We start from the raw sequence: 13,919 nt of genomic DNA, 5'->3' as shown, positions 1-13,919 counted from the left end.
TCTCCTCACGAAGGCGGACTCTAGCTCAAACTGGCAGAGTTTCAGGGGAGCACGTCAGGGTTTGTCCCGTGATACGAAAAGTACCGACCGGAAACTCAACGACTCCACCTGCAATTACGGCGTCCATCGCAGTTTGAAGTCGTGCGAGGGCGTCGCTGTTAATGTTCAATAACGAACCGGCGAACCATAGGACCTTCGATGTCTGGAGACCCTGGACCGCGCCTCCACCATAAAACACCTGCGAGTCCGGGATCGTCGGTTGCTGCTTGAATGTCAGTACCGCACCCGCATTGATGGTGATCTTGGCGTCGTCGACGAGATAGACCCGCCCCGAAAGCGTTGCGCTCGACTCAATAGTCAGTGGCTTGTCGATGACAATCGCATGGGTGGCGGACAAAGCGGCGAGTTGAGAAGCCGTTGTGCCTGCAGGAACGCGTAGCAGTGATTGCTCGAGGGCAATGGGCGTAATTCGTGACTGAAATATGTTGGATTGATCCAGGCAGCCGATCGGTACACCTTTTACCGAGCCTGTAATATTAGGGTCATCAATCGTAACGTTCCGACATTGACCAGATGGGTCTAGACCCCATCGTGGATTGATCTGCTCAGAGACTTGAGAAATAGCTGGGGCGCTGATAAATATAGATAATAAGATAATTGCAGGTCGCATGCCTAATCTCCTATTATAGTAGCGTAGATCAATCTGATTGAAGTTTTCCAACATCGCAACCGACCGAGGTGGAAAAAATTTCATATTGTTAGATTAAGGTGCGTTTTGCGTCGGGACTACCGAAGCCTTGTCTAGAAAAGTGTTCTGTCGACAATTCCTCAATGGTAACCATTCTGGCGGGAACCATTGTCCGGGGTGGCGCGTGCCAATAGGCTCGCGGCGGAAAACGGGCGGAATGTGAAAATCGCGATGTTGGCTGGGTGTCTGTCGCTGTTGGCAGCTGGCTGCCTGAGCGCCGGTGTAGAGGCGAGGAGATCATCGCACCCGGTCGGAAAGAAGCACACGACCCGTGTTCGTGGATCCCTTCGGCGGAATGATAGGCTCCACGCTGTCGAGTGACAGCTCGACGGTAGAGGTGTTGCCTGTCTTTATCGGTTTTAACGCCGGCAGGGACGCCGTCTGGCGAAGACGGACTGGTAGGCTGGTAGGCCACTGCATGCGGAGATGCGCTCGTCCGATCGGAAAGCCGTTCCAGGCTCCTGCGATCTGCTCGACATGTCCCTTTAGCTCGTGTCTGCATTAGCGGAGCCAGATCATGGCGCATGCAAGATGGACAAACCCCATGAAGGCAGGAAGCGTCTTCTCGCAGCGCAGAGCGATACGACGGAACCGCTTGAGCTTGTTGAAGAAGCATTCGACCTGGTGGCGTTCCTTGTAGAGCCTCCAGTCAATGGGCGGCTTTTTGGTACGGCTGGGATTGGCCTTGATCTGCGCAGTTGCGCCGAGGTCATCGGCAATGAAAGCGCGTAGCGGATCGGCGTCGTAAGCGGCGTCGGCGATGACGTGACCGACGCCCCGCAAGCCAGTCAGGAGACTCTCGGCCTGCGGAGCGTCACCGCGGTGTCCCGGCGTCGGGTGAATGCGGATCGGCAGGCCGATCGCATCGACGGCGGCATGGAGTTTGGTCGTCAGGCCACCGCGCGAACGCCCGATCGCGGCAGCTTCAGCCCCCCTTTTGCGCCGCTCGCATCGGCGTGGACTTTCGAGATGGTGCTGTCGATCAGGACGTATTCGAAGTCCGGCGTGTCGGCCATGGCGTGGAACAGCCTCTCCCAGACGCCGGCGTGCGACCAGCGCCGGAACCGCGCGTGGACCGCTGTCCATTTGCCGAACCCCTCCGGCAGGTCGCGCCAGCGCGTCGCGTTACCCGCCATCCACAGGATCGCATCCACAAACAGTCGGTTGTCGACACCGCTACGACCCCGCGTCCCGGCTCGGCCAGGAAGATGCCCTTCAATCCGTTCCCATTGCTCGTCTGTCAGCATGCGTCTGCTCATGGCCCGGCTCCTTCGCCAGACTTGAATCAGAACCGCCTAAACTTGGGAATCCTCTAAATGCAGACACCACCTGGCGTCGAATCGCTCGACGAAACTGACGCCGCGAACTCCAGCGTATCCCCGACCTGCAAGCCCTCGGGCTGGATGTTGGCTGTGAGGACGCCATCCAGTGTCGCGCTCTCCAGGTTCTGCTCACGTCTGAGAACCGTGAACGTCTGACCCGATTTGAGAACGTCAATGATCTGGTCGCCGCGTCGGATCAGGAGTTTGTGGACCGTCAGAACATCGGTTTCGGGGCGCCACGGCAACGAGATATTGCCGGCCGCCAACCCCTGCGGCGTCTGAATCTTCAACGATGTTTCAGAGTAGACCGTCTGTCGTCCGGGCTCCAACGCGAATTGCTGATCGGACAGCAAAATCCGGACGGGCACTTCGTCCGCCTTTGCGGGAAGGGGTAGCGGAGCGACGGGTTTTACCCAGGCAGGTGCCGGGGCAATTACCGGCTTGTCCGCAGCAAACGCTACACTCGTGAGCGCACTCGTGGTGACAAGCGCAGCGAGAAAAAGCTTCATAACCCCCCAAATTTACCCAACGGAAACACTATAGAAACGGAGATGGCGAACGGGCTAATGACCAAGGCGCTTACAAGTGACGAGCCGCATCCATGCGCTGATGCAGGATGCGAATAACGGCAATCCCATAACTGGTTGGCCGGAAATAGATAACATGCTGCTCGACCCCGCGCCGTCGATAGCCTGGCCGAATATTGGCGCAGCCCTGCGCCTGCTGCGGCGCTTCGGCCAGATCGGCACAAGCGGCTTCGATTAGGTCGGTGTAGCGCATCGCCTGGGGCAAGCCCCAGTGCGTCACGGTATAGTCGAACAGCCCATCAAGGTCGCGCTGCGCCCTCGGGGTGAGCCGGTATTTAGCCATGCTGCGCAGCTTTGCGCTGCTTGAACTCAGCGAAGTCGAACGGCTCCGGCTCGCCGCTCTGCTCGCCCTCGATCAACGCTTGGCGGATGCTCTCGATCTCAAGGCTGCGCTCCTGCTCGCGCCGGATGAGGTCGCGGATCGCCTCGCTGTCGTTGGTGTAGCTGCCGGCGTCGATCTGCGCGGCAATCCATGAATTCTGCTGCTCGGTGAGGGTGATGGTCTTGCGCACGGTCGCCATATTGGCCTCCATATCATACTATTGGTGCTATTTAGCACATTGCTTAGCTGATGTCATGAGGACCGGTGAGAGGATGTTCGGAAACGGTCAGCCAGGCATTGTCAGACCAACGTGGCAGGCAGGGCAGGGGGCTGGTAGCAGGCGTTATGAGCCGCAAATCTCGAGCGTTGCCACCCAGCCCGTTCCGCCGTTTCAACTCGTCGGCTGAAGTGATCCGGCTGGTGGTGCTGATGTACGTGCGCTTCCCGCTGTCGTTGAGGAACGTGGAGGACCTGCTGTTCGAGCGCGGGATCGACATCTGCCACGAGACGGTACGGATGTGGTGGAACCGGTTCGGTCCGATGTTCGCAGGTGACATACGCCGCCAGCGGGTGAGCCGGATGCGGGGCTTCCGGCACTGGCGCTGGCACCTAGACGAGATGTACGTGAAGCTGAACGGCGAGATGGTGTACCTGTGGCGTGCGGTCGACCACGAGGGCGAGATTCTCGAAAGCTATATCACCAGGACCCGTGACAAGGACGCAGCGTTCACCTTCATGAAGAAGGCACTCAAGCGCCACGGCTCCCCGAACATCATCACGACCGACGGCCTTCGATCGTACCGTGCGGCGATGAAGGACCTGGGCAACGCCGACAAGCAGCAGGTCGGCCGCTGGGCAAACAATCGGGTGGAGAACAGCCACCTGCCGTTCCGACGACGAGAACGAGCGATGCAGCGTTTTCGGCGGATGAAGACGCTACAGAAGTTCGCCTCGGTACATGCCAACGTCCACAACCATTTCAGCCTGGAACGCCATCTCGTCGACCGGCAGACCTACAAGCAACGCCGCTCGGCCGCACTGGCCGAGTGGCAGATCCTCGCCAGCTAGACCGCTGTACCCAAAGCCCGAGGTGCATCGTGTGGAGAGCGGTTCGCGTTAGACTGACAGCACCGACGCGAGGAATACCGCCGCGCCGCCCAGATCCTCCGCGTCGCCCCATCGCCCCGCCGGGATCCGGTCGAGGATCGACCGGTTGCGCGCCTCGTCCGCCTGGAGCGCCGCGGTATTGTTGGTCGCGATATAGCCTGGCGCGATCGCGTTCACCGTCACGCCGTGCTTCGCCCATTCGTTGGCGAGCAGCTTGGTCAGCCCGCCGACGCCGCTCTTCGACGCGGTGTAGCTCGGCACGCGGATCCCGCCCTGGAAGGTCAGCATCGACGCGATGTTGATGATTCGCCCGCCCCCTTGCGCGATCATGTGCCGGCCCGCCGCCTGGCACAGGAAGAACACCGATTTCAAATTGGTGTCGATCACCGCATCCCAGTCGTCCTCGCTGAAATCGACCGCGTCGGCCCGCCGGATGATGCCCGCATTGTTGACTAGGATGTCGACCCCGCCCAGCGCCGCGACCGTCTCGTCGACGACGCGCCGGACCGGCTCGATCGTGGACAGATCGGCGGACACGATCGCGGCCCTGCGCCCGAGCGCGCGGATCTTCGCCGCGGTGTCCTCGGCCGGGGTCCGCCCGACGCACGCCACGTCGGCGCCCGCCGCGGCGAGCGCGACCGCGATCGCCTGTCCGATCCCGGTATTCGCACCGGTGACGATCGCGACCTTGTCCGCAAGGTCGAAGGGGTTGGTCATGGAGTGCCTCAAATCCCCCCTCCCGCGTGCGGGAGGGGCCGGGGGTGGGCTCGCGCTGGATCACGAGCGATACCGCTGGAGGCCGGCCGGGCGCCCACCCCCCAACCCCTCCCGCATGAGGGAGGGGAACTCTCACGTCACGCCAGCTGGCAGATGTCCAGCACCGTCATGTCGGTATAATCCTGGTTCTCGCCCGCCATCGCCCAAATGAACGCATAGGCCTTCGTGCCGCTGCCCATATGGACCGACCAGGGCGGCGAGATCACCGCCTCCTCGTTCGCCATCACGATGTGGCGCAGATAGGCGGCTTCTCCGCATCGTGTGTCTCAATAACCAAATAGGAAATCGCCAGTGTATAAGCTCTGACAACGCCCGTATCGGGCAGGGGGGCAGGCTGCCGTCATCACGACGAGCAGCGTGGGCGAGCAGGATCGACTGGGTGTCGCTGAGCCTGGGCATGGTGGTGTCCTTTCGATCGGGGGAGCGTCAATGCTGCCCCCACCACCCAGAGCCCCGTCGGTCGCGCCGATCATGGCTGCGCCGGGCTTGTCTACCCCCGGCGAGTCGAGCTGTGCTGTCGCCCCGGTGCGCTGCGAAGTCGAGCGGGGTCATGCAGGCTGAAGCGCGGATATGAAGATTGCGCATCACGAGAGATCACAGCGTCAGCCCGTATTTCGCCGCGCGCGCGACCGTGCCGGGGTTGATCGCCAGCGCCGCCTTGCGGTCCGCCTCGGCGGCGTCCTTCCTGCCGACACGCATCTCGGCGATGGCGCGGCCATAGTGTGACCAGGCGTTGCGCGGGTTCGCGCGGATCGCGGCGTCATAGTCGGCGATCGCGTCGTCGAGCCGGCCCATGCGCAGCTGCACCAGCGCCCGGCTGTCGAGATAGGAGGCGTAGCCGGGGCGCAGTTTCGCCGCCGCATTGCAGTCGGACAATGCGCGATCGAGCTCACGATTCAGAAGCGCGCGTGCCCAGCAGCGCCCGTTATAGGCACGCGCGCGATCGTCGTCGTCGCGATGCAGCTTCAGCCACGCGTCGTAATTGGCGATCGCGGCCTCCGGCTGGTCGAGGTTTTCGTACAGCCCCGCCAGCGGCAGGCGACGATCCGACCCAGGCGGCAGCTTCAGATCCGCGACCTTCGCATCCTCCGCCGCGCCCGCGGGGTCGTGGCCGGCGAGCCGCAGGCGCGCGCGTGTCAGCCGCACCTCGCTGTCGTCGGGCATCAGCGCTGCGGCCTTGTCGAGGTCCGCTGCGGCCAGCAGCACCTGCCCGTTGGCGAGCCGCGCCTGCGCGCGCAGATAGACATAGCGTCCCTCGGCCGGCGCCATCGCGACGGCCCTGTCGAGATCGGCCAATCCCTCGGCGAACCGGCGCTTCGACAACAGGACCGCGCCGCGCCGGCTGAACCCGGCGGCATCGGTCGGCTCGGCGGCGGTGTCGGTCAGGTCCAGCGTCTGGCCGGTCGAGGTCTTCGCACCCGTCGGCTGGATGCCGAACAACGGCCCGCCCTCGTAGGTCATGTACATCTGGTGGGTCGCGTTCGACACGAACATGCGGTGGGTCCGGAAGAAGTCGAACCCGACGAGCATGTCTCCATCGATCTTGATGTCGGCGATCCGCAGCTTTGGATGAGGCACGATCTCTCCGCCGAGATCGATCGTGTCGAACGGGGCGAGCCAGGTCTCGACTTGCTTCGAGCCGAGTCCGCCATAAATGGCATCGGGCTTCACGCCCGGGCTCGACGGGAGCCTGCCTGCGCGCTTGGCGGCGGCGAGCGTCATGACCGTGCTCTGCGCGCCCGAATCGAACACCGCGCGCATCTTTACGCCGTTGACCAAGATCGTGCCGATCGTATGCGGCTTCCACGGTCCACCATCGCCGTGTTCGAGCGCGATGGTCGAGAACGGCCGGCCCGCGGACCAATAGGCGAGCGCGGCGTTGCCGCAGCCCTGCACGCGCATCAGCCGGACCGCCCCGTGCGGCAGATCATATTCGACGTCGGCCAGCCCCAGGATATTCTGACCGAGCAGGCCGGCCGTCCCGGTATCGCTGCCGCCGACGATGAAATCGGCCTTGGGAATGCGTACCCCCGCCAGCGCGAAATCCTTTGCATTGGCGACCGACGCCGACGTGTCGCCGTTGATGCCGCGCAACCGGAACGTCGCGGGCAAGGGCTCGGTCGACAGAGCGAATTCCGCAGCCGACGCGCGGGACAAGGTGCTGTAGAACGCGCCGCTGTCGACGATGAAGCGCGCGTCGTGCGCACCGAACTTCGCGTCCACAATAGCGCGACGGCCGGTCAGCGTGACCGGCAGGTCCGCGAGCTTGCCGATGCTGCACGCGGCGATCGCCGGTGCGGGGAGCAGCAGGACCAGCGACAGGAGCGGTCTTGCCAGCGCGAGCATCGTGTCCGCGAACTTCCCGCATGCGGGGCGACTGGCTGGCCGGGGGGCGCGGGGCAGGCGGCGGGGCGATGTGGGGGCCATAGCCGAATCTAGGCCGATCGAGTCTGACGGTTCGCTGACGGCGAGATGAAATCGACGATCATGCGAGATGCAGGTTGGGGCCTCGCAGGCGCCGCGTCTGACCGGCGCGCATCGTTTCGCTGTGGACGACATCGCCCGACCGGACCCGCACCGGGCCATCTGCCGTCGCTGTGATTGTCGCGGTCGCCAGACGCCCCGCGTGCCACGAGAACGCGATCTCGAACCCGCCGCGGGCACGCAGGCCCGTGATATGTCCGGCGGGCCATGCATCGGGCAAGGCCGGCAGCAGTACGATTTCGCCATCGACGCTGCTCATCAGCATTTCGATGATCGCCGCCGCACCCCCGAAATTTCCGTCGATCTGAAACGGCGGATGCGCATCGAACATGTTGGGATAGGTTCGTTTCGGCCCGATCAGGAACCGCAGGATCCGGTGCGCGCGATTGCCGTCGCCAAGCCGCGCCCACAACGCGATGCGCCAGGCGGTAGCCCACCCCGTCGCCTCCGATAGCTGGAGATGAAGCTGGCGCGAACCCTGGCGCCGAACTTCTCATCGCTCCGGGCACGCGCACTGGGCGCCCGAACCAGCCAGGCATGAAAGCCGCTGCGCGAAACACCGAGCGCTTCGCAGATCCACGATACGGGCCAGATCCCCCGGTGCTTCGCGACGAACTCGAACCTCATATCGAGTCCCTGGCGAAGTAGGCCGCCGCTTTTTTAGGATGTCGCGCTCCGCCTTCATCTTGGCCAACTCGCGGCGCAGCCGCTCAATCTCCTGCTGCTCGGGCTTCATCACGCCGTACCCAGGAAACGCCGACCCCGGGTCCGCCGCCTGCTCCCGCACCCATTTGCGCAGCACATTCTCGTGCAGGTCCAGATCGCGTGCGGCCTGCGACACCGACACCCCGCGTTCCCGCACCAGCTTCACCGCCTCGAGCTTGAACTCACGGCTGAACTTCCGTCGTTGCATCTCCATCCTCCGGTCTCAAAAACACCTTATCTCGGTGTCCGCGAAACCGGCAGCAGCTCAACGGTTCCCGACCGGCCACGTCACGCTCGATGCGCCGATCTAAATAGGAGCGAAAGATGTTGTGGACGGATCAGCACCGCAGTTCTGGGCCTTATAGCGGAAGTTTCGGAAAGGCTGTTTCGTAAACAAACAGGGTGGAGTTGTCGTCGTCGGGCATGAAATAGGCGCGTAATCCGCTTATGGTCGGTTCGATCCAGAACGGGTTCTGCGCCATCGCGCGACCCGACGGTGCCCATAAAGCGATCGGGGCTTGCCAAACTGTTCGATGTGTCTTCAAGTCGAGCAGATCGAGGCCGCCAAGCTGGAACGCGGGCGTGTCAGGGGTAATATTATATTCTGCGACCCCGCTACACAGCATCATCCGCAGCCCGGCGTAATGGCAATCTTGATAATCGACGTAGTTTTCAGGATTGGCAATCGGGTGAGCCGTGGAAGCGCTGACGCCGCCATAGCGGCGCGGGACCGGCCAAGAATAGAAGCGCCGAGATCCCCAGCTAAAACCTTCTATCTGTTTGCTCATTCTGTTGTGAACGACGCCGCCGATATGATCCGCTACGCTCAAAAACTTCGTTGCGGTCATCGCGACCGGATCTATCGCGTAGATGATCGCTCGGCTATTGGGACGGTATTCAGATACCGGAATCCAGATCGATGCGCCATCGTAATCAATTCCGCCAGGGTGATAGATCGATCCTTCACCCAAAATCATATCGGCGAGCAAATTGCCGTCCGCGTTGATTTTGAACAGATGCCCGACGCCAATTCCGGTATCGTAGGTGTGCCCTTCGATCGGCGTAGGCAGCTTTTTTGGCAGTGCCCGGATTTCCACCGACGACACGTAGAAATCGTTTCCGATCTTGACCATGCCTTGTGGGTGAAACGTTTTGAAGGCGATCGGTATCGCTGCGACTTGTGTCCACTTCGTCGCGCGCGTCAGCATTTTTACTCGCGTTGCGACACGCTCATTGAGCGGTGCGGCCAGCGTTGGCCCGCCCGGCGCGACCAGCGATGCCAGTGCGATCGTTAACCGCAATCGGCGTATCGAGCGTATCGCCGGTCTTTCTTTAGAACACCAACAATACTTCATAGGACCACTCGACCCTGCCTATTACCAATGCCAATCGCATTATGATTGCGATGCCTCAAGAAGTACGCATCACATTCAAGGAAGTCGATGGTGAAAAGTATCAAAATGTAGACGCACCGGTCGAAATATTTGGGCCGCGTCTTGGTCGATGCCGTGATCGTGCCGCTTGGCGGTGAAAATGGATGGCGCGGATCGTCACCAGCGCGTGATTGTACTTGTTGACGTGCTCCCCTGAAACTCTGCCAGTTTGAGCTAGAGTCCGCCTTCGTGAGGAGACGGACGTGAAGAAGACCAGGTTCAGCGAGGAGCAGATCATTGCGGTGCTGCGCGAGCAGGAGGGCGGGATGAAGACCGCCGACGTGTGTCGCAAGCACGGGATCAGCAGCGCCACCTTGTACGCGTGGAAGGCCAAGTATGGCGGCATGGACGTGTCGCAGGCGCGCAAGCTGAAGGTGCTGGAGGAGGAGAACGGCCGGCTCAAACGGCTGCTGGCCGATGCCATGCTCGACAATGCCGTTCTGAAGGAGGTCGCGGCAAAAAACTGGTGAGGCCCGCCGCTCAGCGGAAGGCTGTCGAGCATGCTCGACGGTTGTTCGGCATCAGCGAGCGTCGGGCCTGTACCATCTTCGGCGCGGACAGGACGTCGGTGCGCTACGCGCCCCGGCGTAGTGATGATGGCGACCTACGGTCGCGGCTGCGAGAGATCGCGTCGGAACGTCGTCGCTTCGGCTACCGGCGGCTTGGCATCATGCTGGCTCGTGAGGGCCTGGTCATGAACCACAAGAAGCTGCTGCGGCTTTACCGCGAGGAGAACCTGCGGGTCAGGCGCCGTCGTGGCCGGAAGCGAGCCATGGGGACAAGGGCGCCGATGACGCTGCCGCAAGGTCCGAACCAGAGATGGAGCCTCGACTTCGTCAGCGACACGCTGATCAGCGGCCGGCGCATCCGCATCCTTGCGGTCGTCGATGACTTCACGCGGGAATGCCTCGCGCTGGTGGTCGACACCTCACTGTCAGGCGCCCGCGTCGCTCGCGAGCTCGACGCCATCATCGCGGCCAGAGGCGCACCGCCGCTGATGATCGTGAGCGACAACGGCACCGAGCTGACCAGCCTGGCGATCCTGAGATGGACGCAAGAGCGACCCATCGAGTGGCACTACATCGCGCCCGGCAAGCCGCAGCAGAACGGCTACGTCGAGAGCTTCAACGGCCGCCTGCGCGACGAGTGCCTCAACGAGACGCTGTTCGTGTCGCTCGGCCACGCCCGCTCGGTGCTGCGGCTCTGGCGCGACGACTACAACCACGTGCGGCCGCATAGCGGCGTTGGCGGGCTGACGCCCGCCGATGCTGCCAGGCAGGTTGCGCAACACCGCCCCGAGGGGCACCATACCAACCCCGGACTCCAGTTATGACTGGTAGAGCTTTGGGGAGCACGTCATTGTGACGGGGGCAGGCACCCGTATGCACCGCTCCTGCGTGTCCAATCACATGATCGTAAACTGGAAAACAAGGGGGGCAACCTGGCTGGCGACTTTTCCTAAAAATTCTGTCAAAGGCAATTTTGAGTTTAAAGATGGGATCCGCAATTATTATGAATGTCTTCGAGCTAAGATGATCGCTAAATGCTATCGTGAAAGGTCAGCTTGCATAAGCCTTGCTGCGTAGCTGAAGGTTTCGTCAGCAGAAAGTCCCGTCTCCTCCTGAAGCATCTCGTCAATCGCAAATCCGATCTCGACTGAAATGCGAAGCCGGCGCCAGAGCTCAGCTCGGTCCAAGCGGGAGCCGAGGCGCATATAAGCATCGGTCAGGCGATCTGTGACGTAGCGATGGGATTCGAGCCGGACGTGGATCAACTTCGGCGATGCATGAAGAGCGCGCAGAATCCATACCGCGCCCGGTTCGCTGGCGGTTACTGCGGCGGTCGCTCTCAACAAGTCCTCGACGGCGCTGCGGAGCGCGGCGGCCCCGCCTGCCTCGTGGCGACGGATCCAGTCTTCCAGTGCGGCATTCTGCCGCCCCATCAGTCGGCGACCCAGCGCCTCGAGGACGGCATATTTGTCCACGAAGTACCGATAGAGCGCGGGCGGGGTGATTCCCGCCCGCGCGCAGATCATGTTGGTCGAGATCCGATCGATCCCGACCTCGGCCAGCAGGTCACCCGTCACGTCCAGGATCAGCTCGTACGTCTGCTGCGCCCGCTCCTGCTTCGGACGGTTGCGTGCCACCGGCTCCTCGCTGCTCATCATGCCTCTCCGCAGGATTTGGGCTTTCGCCATGCCCGTACCCTAAAGGATAAATCCATGCGGGCTAAATCAGCGATTGGTGTTGACCGGGTCACCGGGGCTGTAGTCGCGTTCGACATGGCCGGCGAGCTCCGCCTCGGTGAAGAGCACCGGTTTTGTCCGATGCGCCGCGAACATCGCCGACTGGTCGCTGTAATGCGAGGAGGCGGGGTCGAGCGTGGCGGAGCCGAACTGGTGGATGCTGCGCGAGGTCACCGCGCCGCTGCGATCCCAGTCGACGAACATCGTGTAGCCGTCGCCATTGAACGCGCGGTACCGCCCGTCGGGATCGGCGCGGCCGTAGATCGCGCGAAAGGCGTCGGGCCCGCCGTCGAGCGGCACGTCGACGGTACCGCGGCGCAGGCGGTTCACGTCCCCCCAGCGCGGATCGAGGCGACCGAACTTCGTCTTCAACTCGGCGATGACGTCGAGCGCCGCGGGCAGCGCGGCGCGGTGCGTGCGGCGCATGTTGAGCCAAGTCAGCCCGACGAGCGGCATCGCGCGATTGTCGAGGTCCGCGCGATAATCCCATTTGCGCACGATGGCCTGCGCCGCCGCCAGATCGGGGTTGCTCGACGCATCGGCGCCGAGGATCGCGACGACGATGTCCTGCGTGTCCGAACGACGGCTATAGGCGATGTCGTACTTGTAGGCGTCGAATTGCTCCGCGGTGATCCGGGTATTGACGCCGTACGTCTCCAGCGCGCGCCAGGCGCGGTTGGTCATCTCGGTCTGCAACCCCATGCTCGCCGGGAACCGCGCGCGCACCACGTCGTCGCGGGGATCGGACGCGCTGAACGGGGTGTTGTTGCTGTTGTAGACATAGCCCGATCGCGGGTTCCAGATCTGGGGAACCTGGTTCCACGGCCGCAACGTCGTCCAGATCAGGTCGCTGCGATCGCCGGGGACGACGCCGCGCCAGTCGAAGCCGTCCTTGCGCAGCGGGTACAGCCCGTTGGCGACGAAGCCGATATTGCCGCGCCCGTCGGCATAGAGATAGTTGATGTTGGGTAGCGCGCGCATCTTCATCGCCGCCTGCCACTGCGCCATCGTCCGCGCGGTGTTCATGCGGTAATATTGCAGCAGCTGGCGCGCGCCGCCCCAAGTCGGATAGCGCACCGCGAACGTGCCGCGCGCGTTGCGGATCACGGGGCCGTGGCGTGAGCGCAGCAGCGTGCGGGTGACCGTCGCCATCGTGCCGTCAGGCTGGCGCACCCTGATCGCGACGTCGCGCTTGTCGAACGCCAGCCATTTGCCGTCGAGCCGGTATTGGTCCGCATCGGTGGGGTTGATCGTCAGGCGATAGACGTCGACCAGATCGGGCCGGTTGGTGGTCGCCGCCCACGACAGATGCGCATTGTGGCCGCCGAGCAGGAACGGCGTGCCCGGGAAGAAGCCGCCGGCGACGTGCCAGCCCTCGCGGCTCTCGACCACGGCCTCCCACCAGCTGAACGGCCCGGTGAACGGCTGATGCGCGTTGAACAGCAGACGGGTATGGCCGTCCGCCGAGCGCGACGGCGCGACCGCGACCGCGTTCGATCCGGTGCCGTTGTCCTCGGGGAGCTTGCCGGTCGCCAGGTCGCCGATGGTGGTGTCCAGCCCGTAGAAGCTGGGGCCGCGCAGCAGCTGGAGCGCGGCGATGTCCTGCCCGGTGAACGGCGCCAGGCCCGGTGCCACCTTCGCCCGATGCGCGCGTGCATAGTCGTTGAGCCCGGCGGCATAGGCATCGAGGATATTGCGCAGCGACGCGGGCAGATCGGTTTCATAGCGATCACGCAGGACCTGCGGGATGTCGAGCAGCTGGAATAGCAGATCGCCGGCGACTCCGTCCTTGCCCTCGAACATCGCCCGCTGCCCGCGCGCGGCGACCAGCGTGGCCTGGATCGTCCCGAAATCATCTTCCGCATGGGCGTAGGCGAGGCCGTAGGCCGCGTCGGCATCCGTCCTGCCCAGGATGTGCGGCACCCCGAACGTGTCGCGGCGAATCCGGACATCATGGCCGGAGGACGCCTGCGCGGATGCGCCCGGCGCCTGCGGATGGGCGGGCGCGGCCAGCGTCGATCCCGCGACGATCGTCATCATCGCGACGCGAAACCCGGTCAAAGACGGCATCGATCGTTTCCCTCTTTCCATTTCGATAATCATTGCTAACATTCTGAGGCGTTGCAACCAGAATGTCGGCGGCGAGCATCCTTCAGCGAAGGAGCGCGAAGGCATAGAGGGAGATGAGG

General features: G+C 63.1%; 13 protein-coding genes and 2 pseudogenes. 2 read left to right on the top strand and 13 right to left on the bottom strand.

Annotated features, from left to right (window positions below; genetic code table 11):
• Positions 1-25 precede the first annotated feature (25 nt).
• From ACV7NO_RS17485 to ACV7NO_RS17465, 5 genes are all read right to left on the bottom strand, one after another.
• Positions 26-670: a hypothetical protein gene (locus tag ACV7NO_RS17485; protein WP_463407217.1), complete on the bottom strand. Its 645-nt coding sequence runs from the start codon at positions 668-670 to the stop codon at positions 26-28.
• 579 nt (positions 671-1,249) lie between these two features.
• Positions 1,250-2,007, bottom strand: a protein-coding gene (locus ACV7NO_RS17480; protein ID WP_463407216.1) for an IS5 family transposase whose coding sequence is annotated in 2 segments (ribosomal slippage) — positions 1,250-1,689 and positions 1,689-2,007 — 759 coding nt in all. Because the reading frame shifts where the segments join, the coding sequence is not laid out codon by codon here.
• Positions 2,008-2,060: 53 nt separating this feature from the next.
• Positions 2,061-2,579, bottom strand: coding sequence for a DUF3857 domain-containing protein (locus ACV7NO_RS17475; protein WP_463407215.1), 519 nt, complete (start codon positions 2,577-2,579; stop codon positions 2,061-2,063).
• Positions 2,580-2,649: 70 nt separating this feature from the next.
• A complete protein-coding gene (locus ACV7NO_RS17470; RefSeq protein ID WP_463407214.1) occupies positions 2,650-2,940 on the bottom strand; it encodes a type II toxin-antitoxin system RelE/ParE family toxin in 291 nt (96 codons plus the stop codon).
• A complete protein-coding gene (locus tag ACV7NO_RS17465; RefSeq protein ID WP_463407213.1) occupies positions 2,933-3,178 on the bottom strand; it encodes a type II toxin-antitoxin system ParD family antitoxin in 246 nt (81 codons plus the stop codon). The genes ACV7NO_RS17470 and ACV7NO_RS17465 overlap by 8 nt, the downstream gene beginning before the upstream one ends.
• A 146-nt stretch (positions 3,179-3,324) precedes the next feature.
• Between ACV7NO_RS17465 and ACV7NO_RS17460 the strand changes: the two genes are divergently transcribed.
• Complete coding sequence (locus ACV7NO_RS17460; protein ID WP_463407212.1) at positions 3,325-4,047, top strand: IS6 family transposase; 723 nt, start codon at positions 3,325-3,327, stop codon at positions 4,045-4,047.
• Positions 4,048-4,095: 48 nt separating this feature from the next.
• On the opposite strand, the gene kduD is transcribed toward ACV7NO_RS17460, so the two are convergent.
• The 6 genes and pseudogenes from kduD to ACV7NO_RS17430 all read right to left on the bottom strand — a co-directional run bounded on the left by kduD (position 4,096) and on the right by ACV7NO_RS17430 (position 9,353).
• Positions 4,096-4,803, bottom strand: a complete 708-nt coding sequence (gene kduD / locus ACV7NO_RS17455; protein ID WP_463407211.1) for a 2-dehydro-3-deoxy-D-gluconate 5-dehydrogenase KduD — start codon at positions 4,801-4,803, stop codon at positions 4,096-4,098.
• Between the two features lie 137 nt (positions 4,804-4,940).
• A pseudogene (locus tag ACV7NO_RS17450) lies at positions 4,941-5,117 on the bottom strand (5-deoxy-glucuronate isomerase); the annotation flags it as partial.
• Between the two features lie 340 nt (positions 5,118-5,457).
• Positions 5,458-7,209, bottom strand: coding sequence for an aspartyl protease family protein (locus tag ACV7NO_RS17445; protein WP_463407210.1), 1,752 nt, complete (start codon positions 7,207-7,209; stop codon positions 5,458-5,460).
• A gap of 139 nt (positions 7,210-7,348) precedes the next feature.
• The gene (locus tag ACV7NO_RS17440; RefSeq protein WP_463407209.1) at positions 7,349-7,759 is read right to left on the bottom strand and encodes a glycoside hydrolase family 95-like protein; all 411 of its coding nucleotides are present in this window, start codon (positions 7,757-7,759) and stop codon (positions 7,349-7,351) included.
• A 35-nt stretch (positions 7,760-7,794) separates the two neighbouring features.
• Positions 7,795-8,260: pseudogene (locus tag ACV7NO_RS17435) on the bottom strand (transposase); the annotation flags it as partial.
• Positions 8,261-8,411: 151 nt separating this feature from the next.
• The gene (locus ACV7NO_RS17430; RefSeq protein ID WP_463407208.1) at positions 8,412-9,353 is read right to left on the bottom strand and encodes a DUF6454 family protein; all 942 of its coding nucleotides are present in this window, start codon (positions 9,351-9,353) and stop codon (positions 8,412-8,414) included.
• A 335-nt stretch (positions 9,354-9,688) separates the two neighbouring features.
• Here ACV7NO_RS17430 and ACV7NO_RS17425 point away from each other — a divergent pair.
• Positions 9,689-10,818, top strand: a protein-coding gene (locus ACV7NO_RS17425; RefSeq protein WP_463405004.1) for an IS3 family transposase whose coding sequence is annotated in 2 segments (ribosomal slippage) — positions 9,689-9,941 and positions 9,941-10,818 — 1,131 coding nt in all. Because the reading frame shifts where the segments join, the coding sequence is not laid out codon by codon here.
• 213 nt (positions 10,819-11,031) lie between these two features.
• Here the strand turns inward: ACV7NO_RS17425 and ACV7NO_RS17420 are convergent.
• Positions 11,032-11,682, bottom strand: a complete 651-nt coding sequence (locus ACV7NO_RS17420) for a TetR/AcrR family transcriptional regulator (RefSeq protein ID WP_463407207.1) — start codon at positions 11,680-11,682, stop codon at positions 11,032-11,034.
• 36 nt (positions 11,683-11,718) lie between these two features.
• Entirely contained in the window at positions 11,719-13,800 is a 2,082-nt protein-coding gene (locus ACV7NO_RS17415; protein ID WP_463407206.1) for an acylase, read from the bottom strand.
• Between the last annotated feature and the right edge of the window lie 119 nt (positions 13,801-13,919).

It is taken from the genome of Sphingomonas sp. Ell38C01, assembly GCF_055231975.1.
This window is presented reverse-complemented; position numbering and strand designations above follow the sequence as displayed.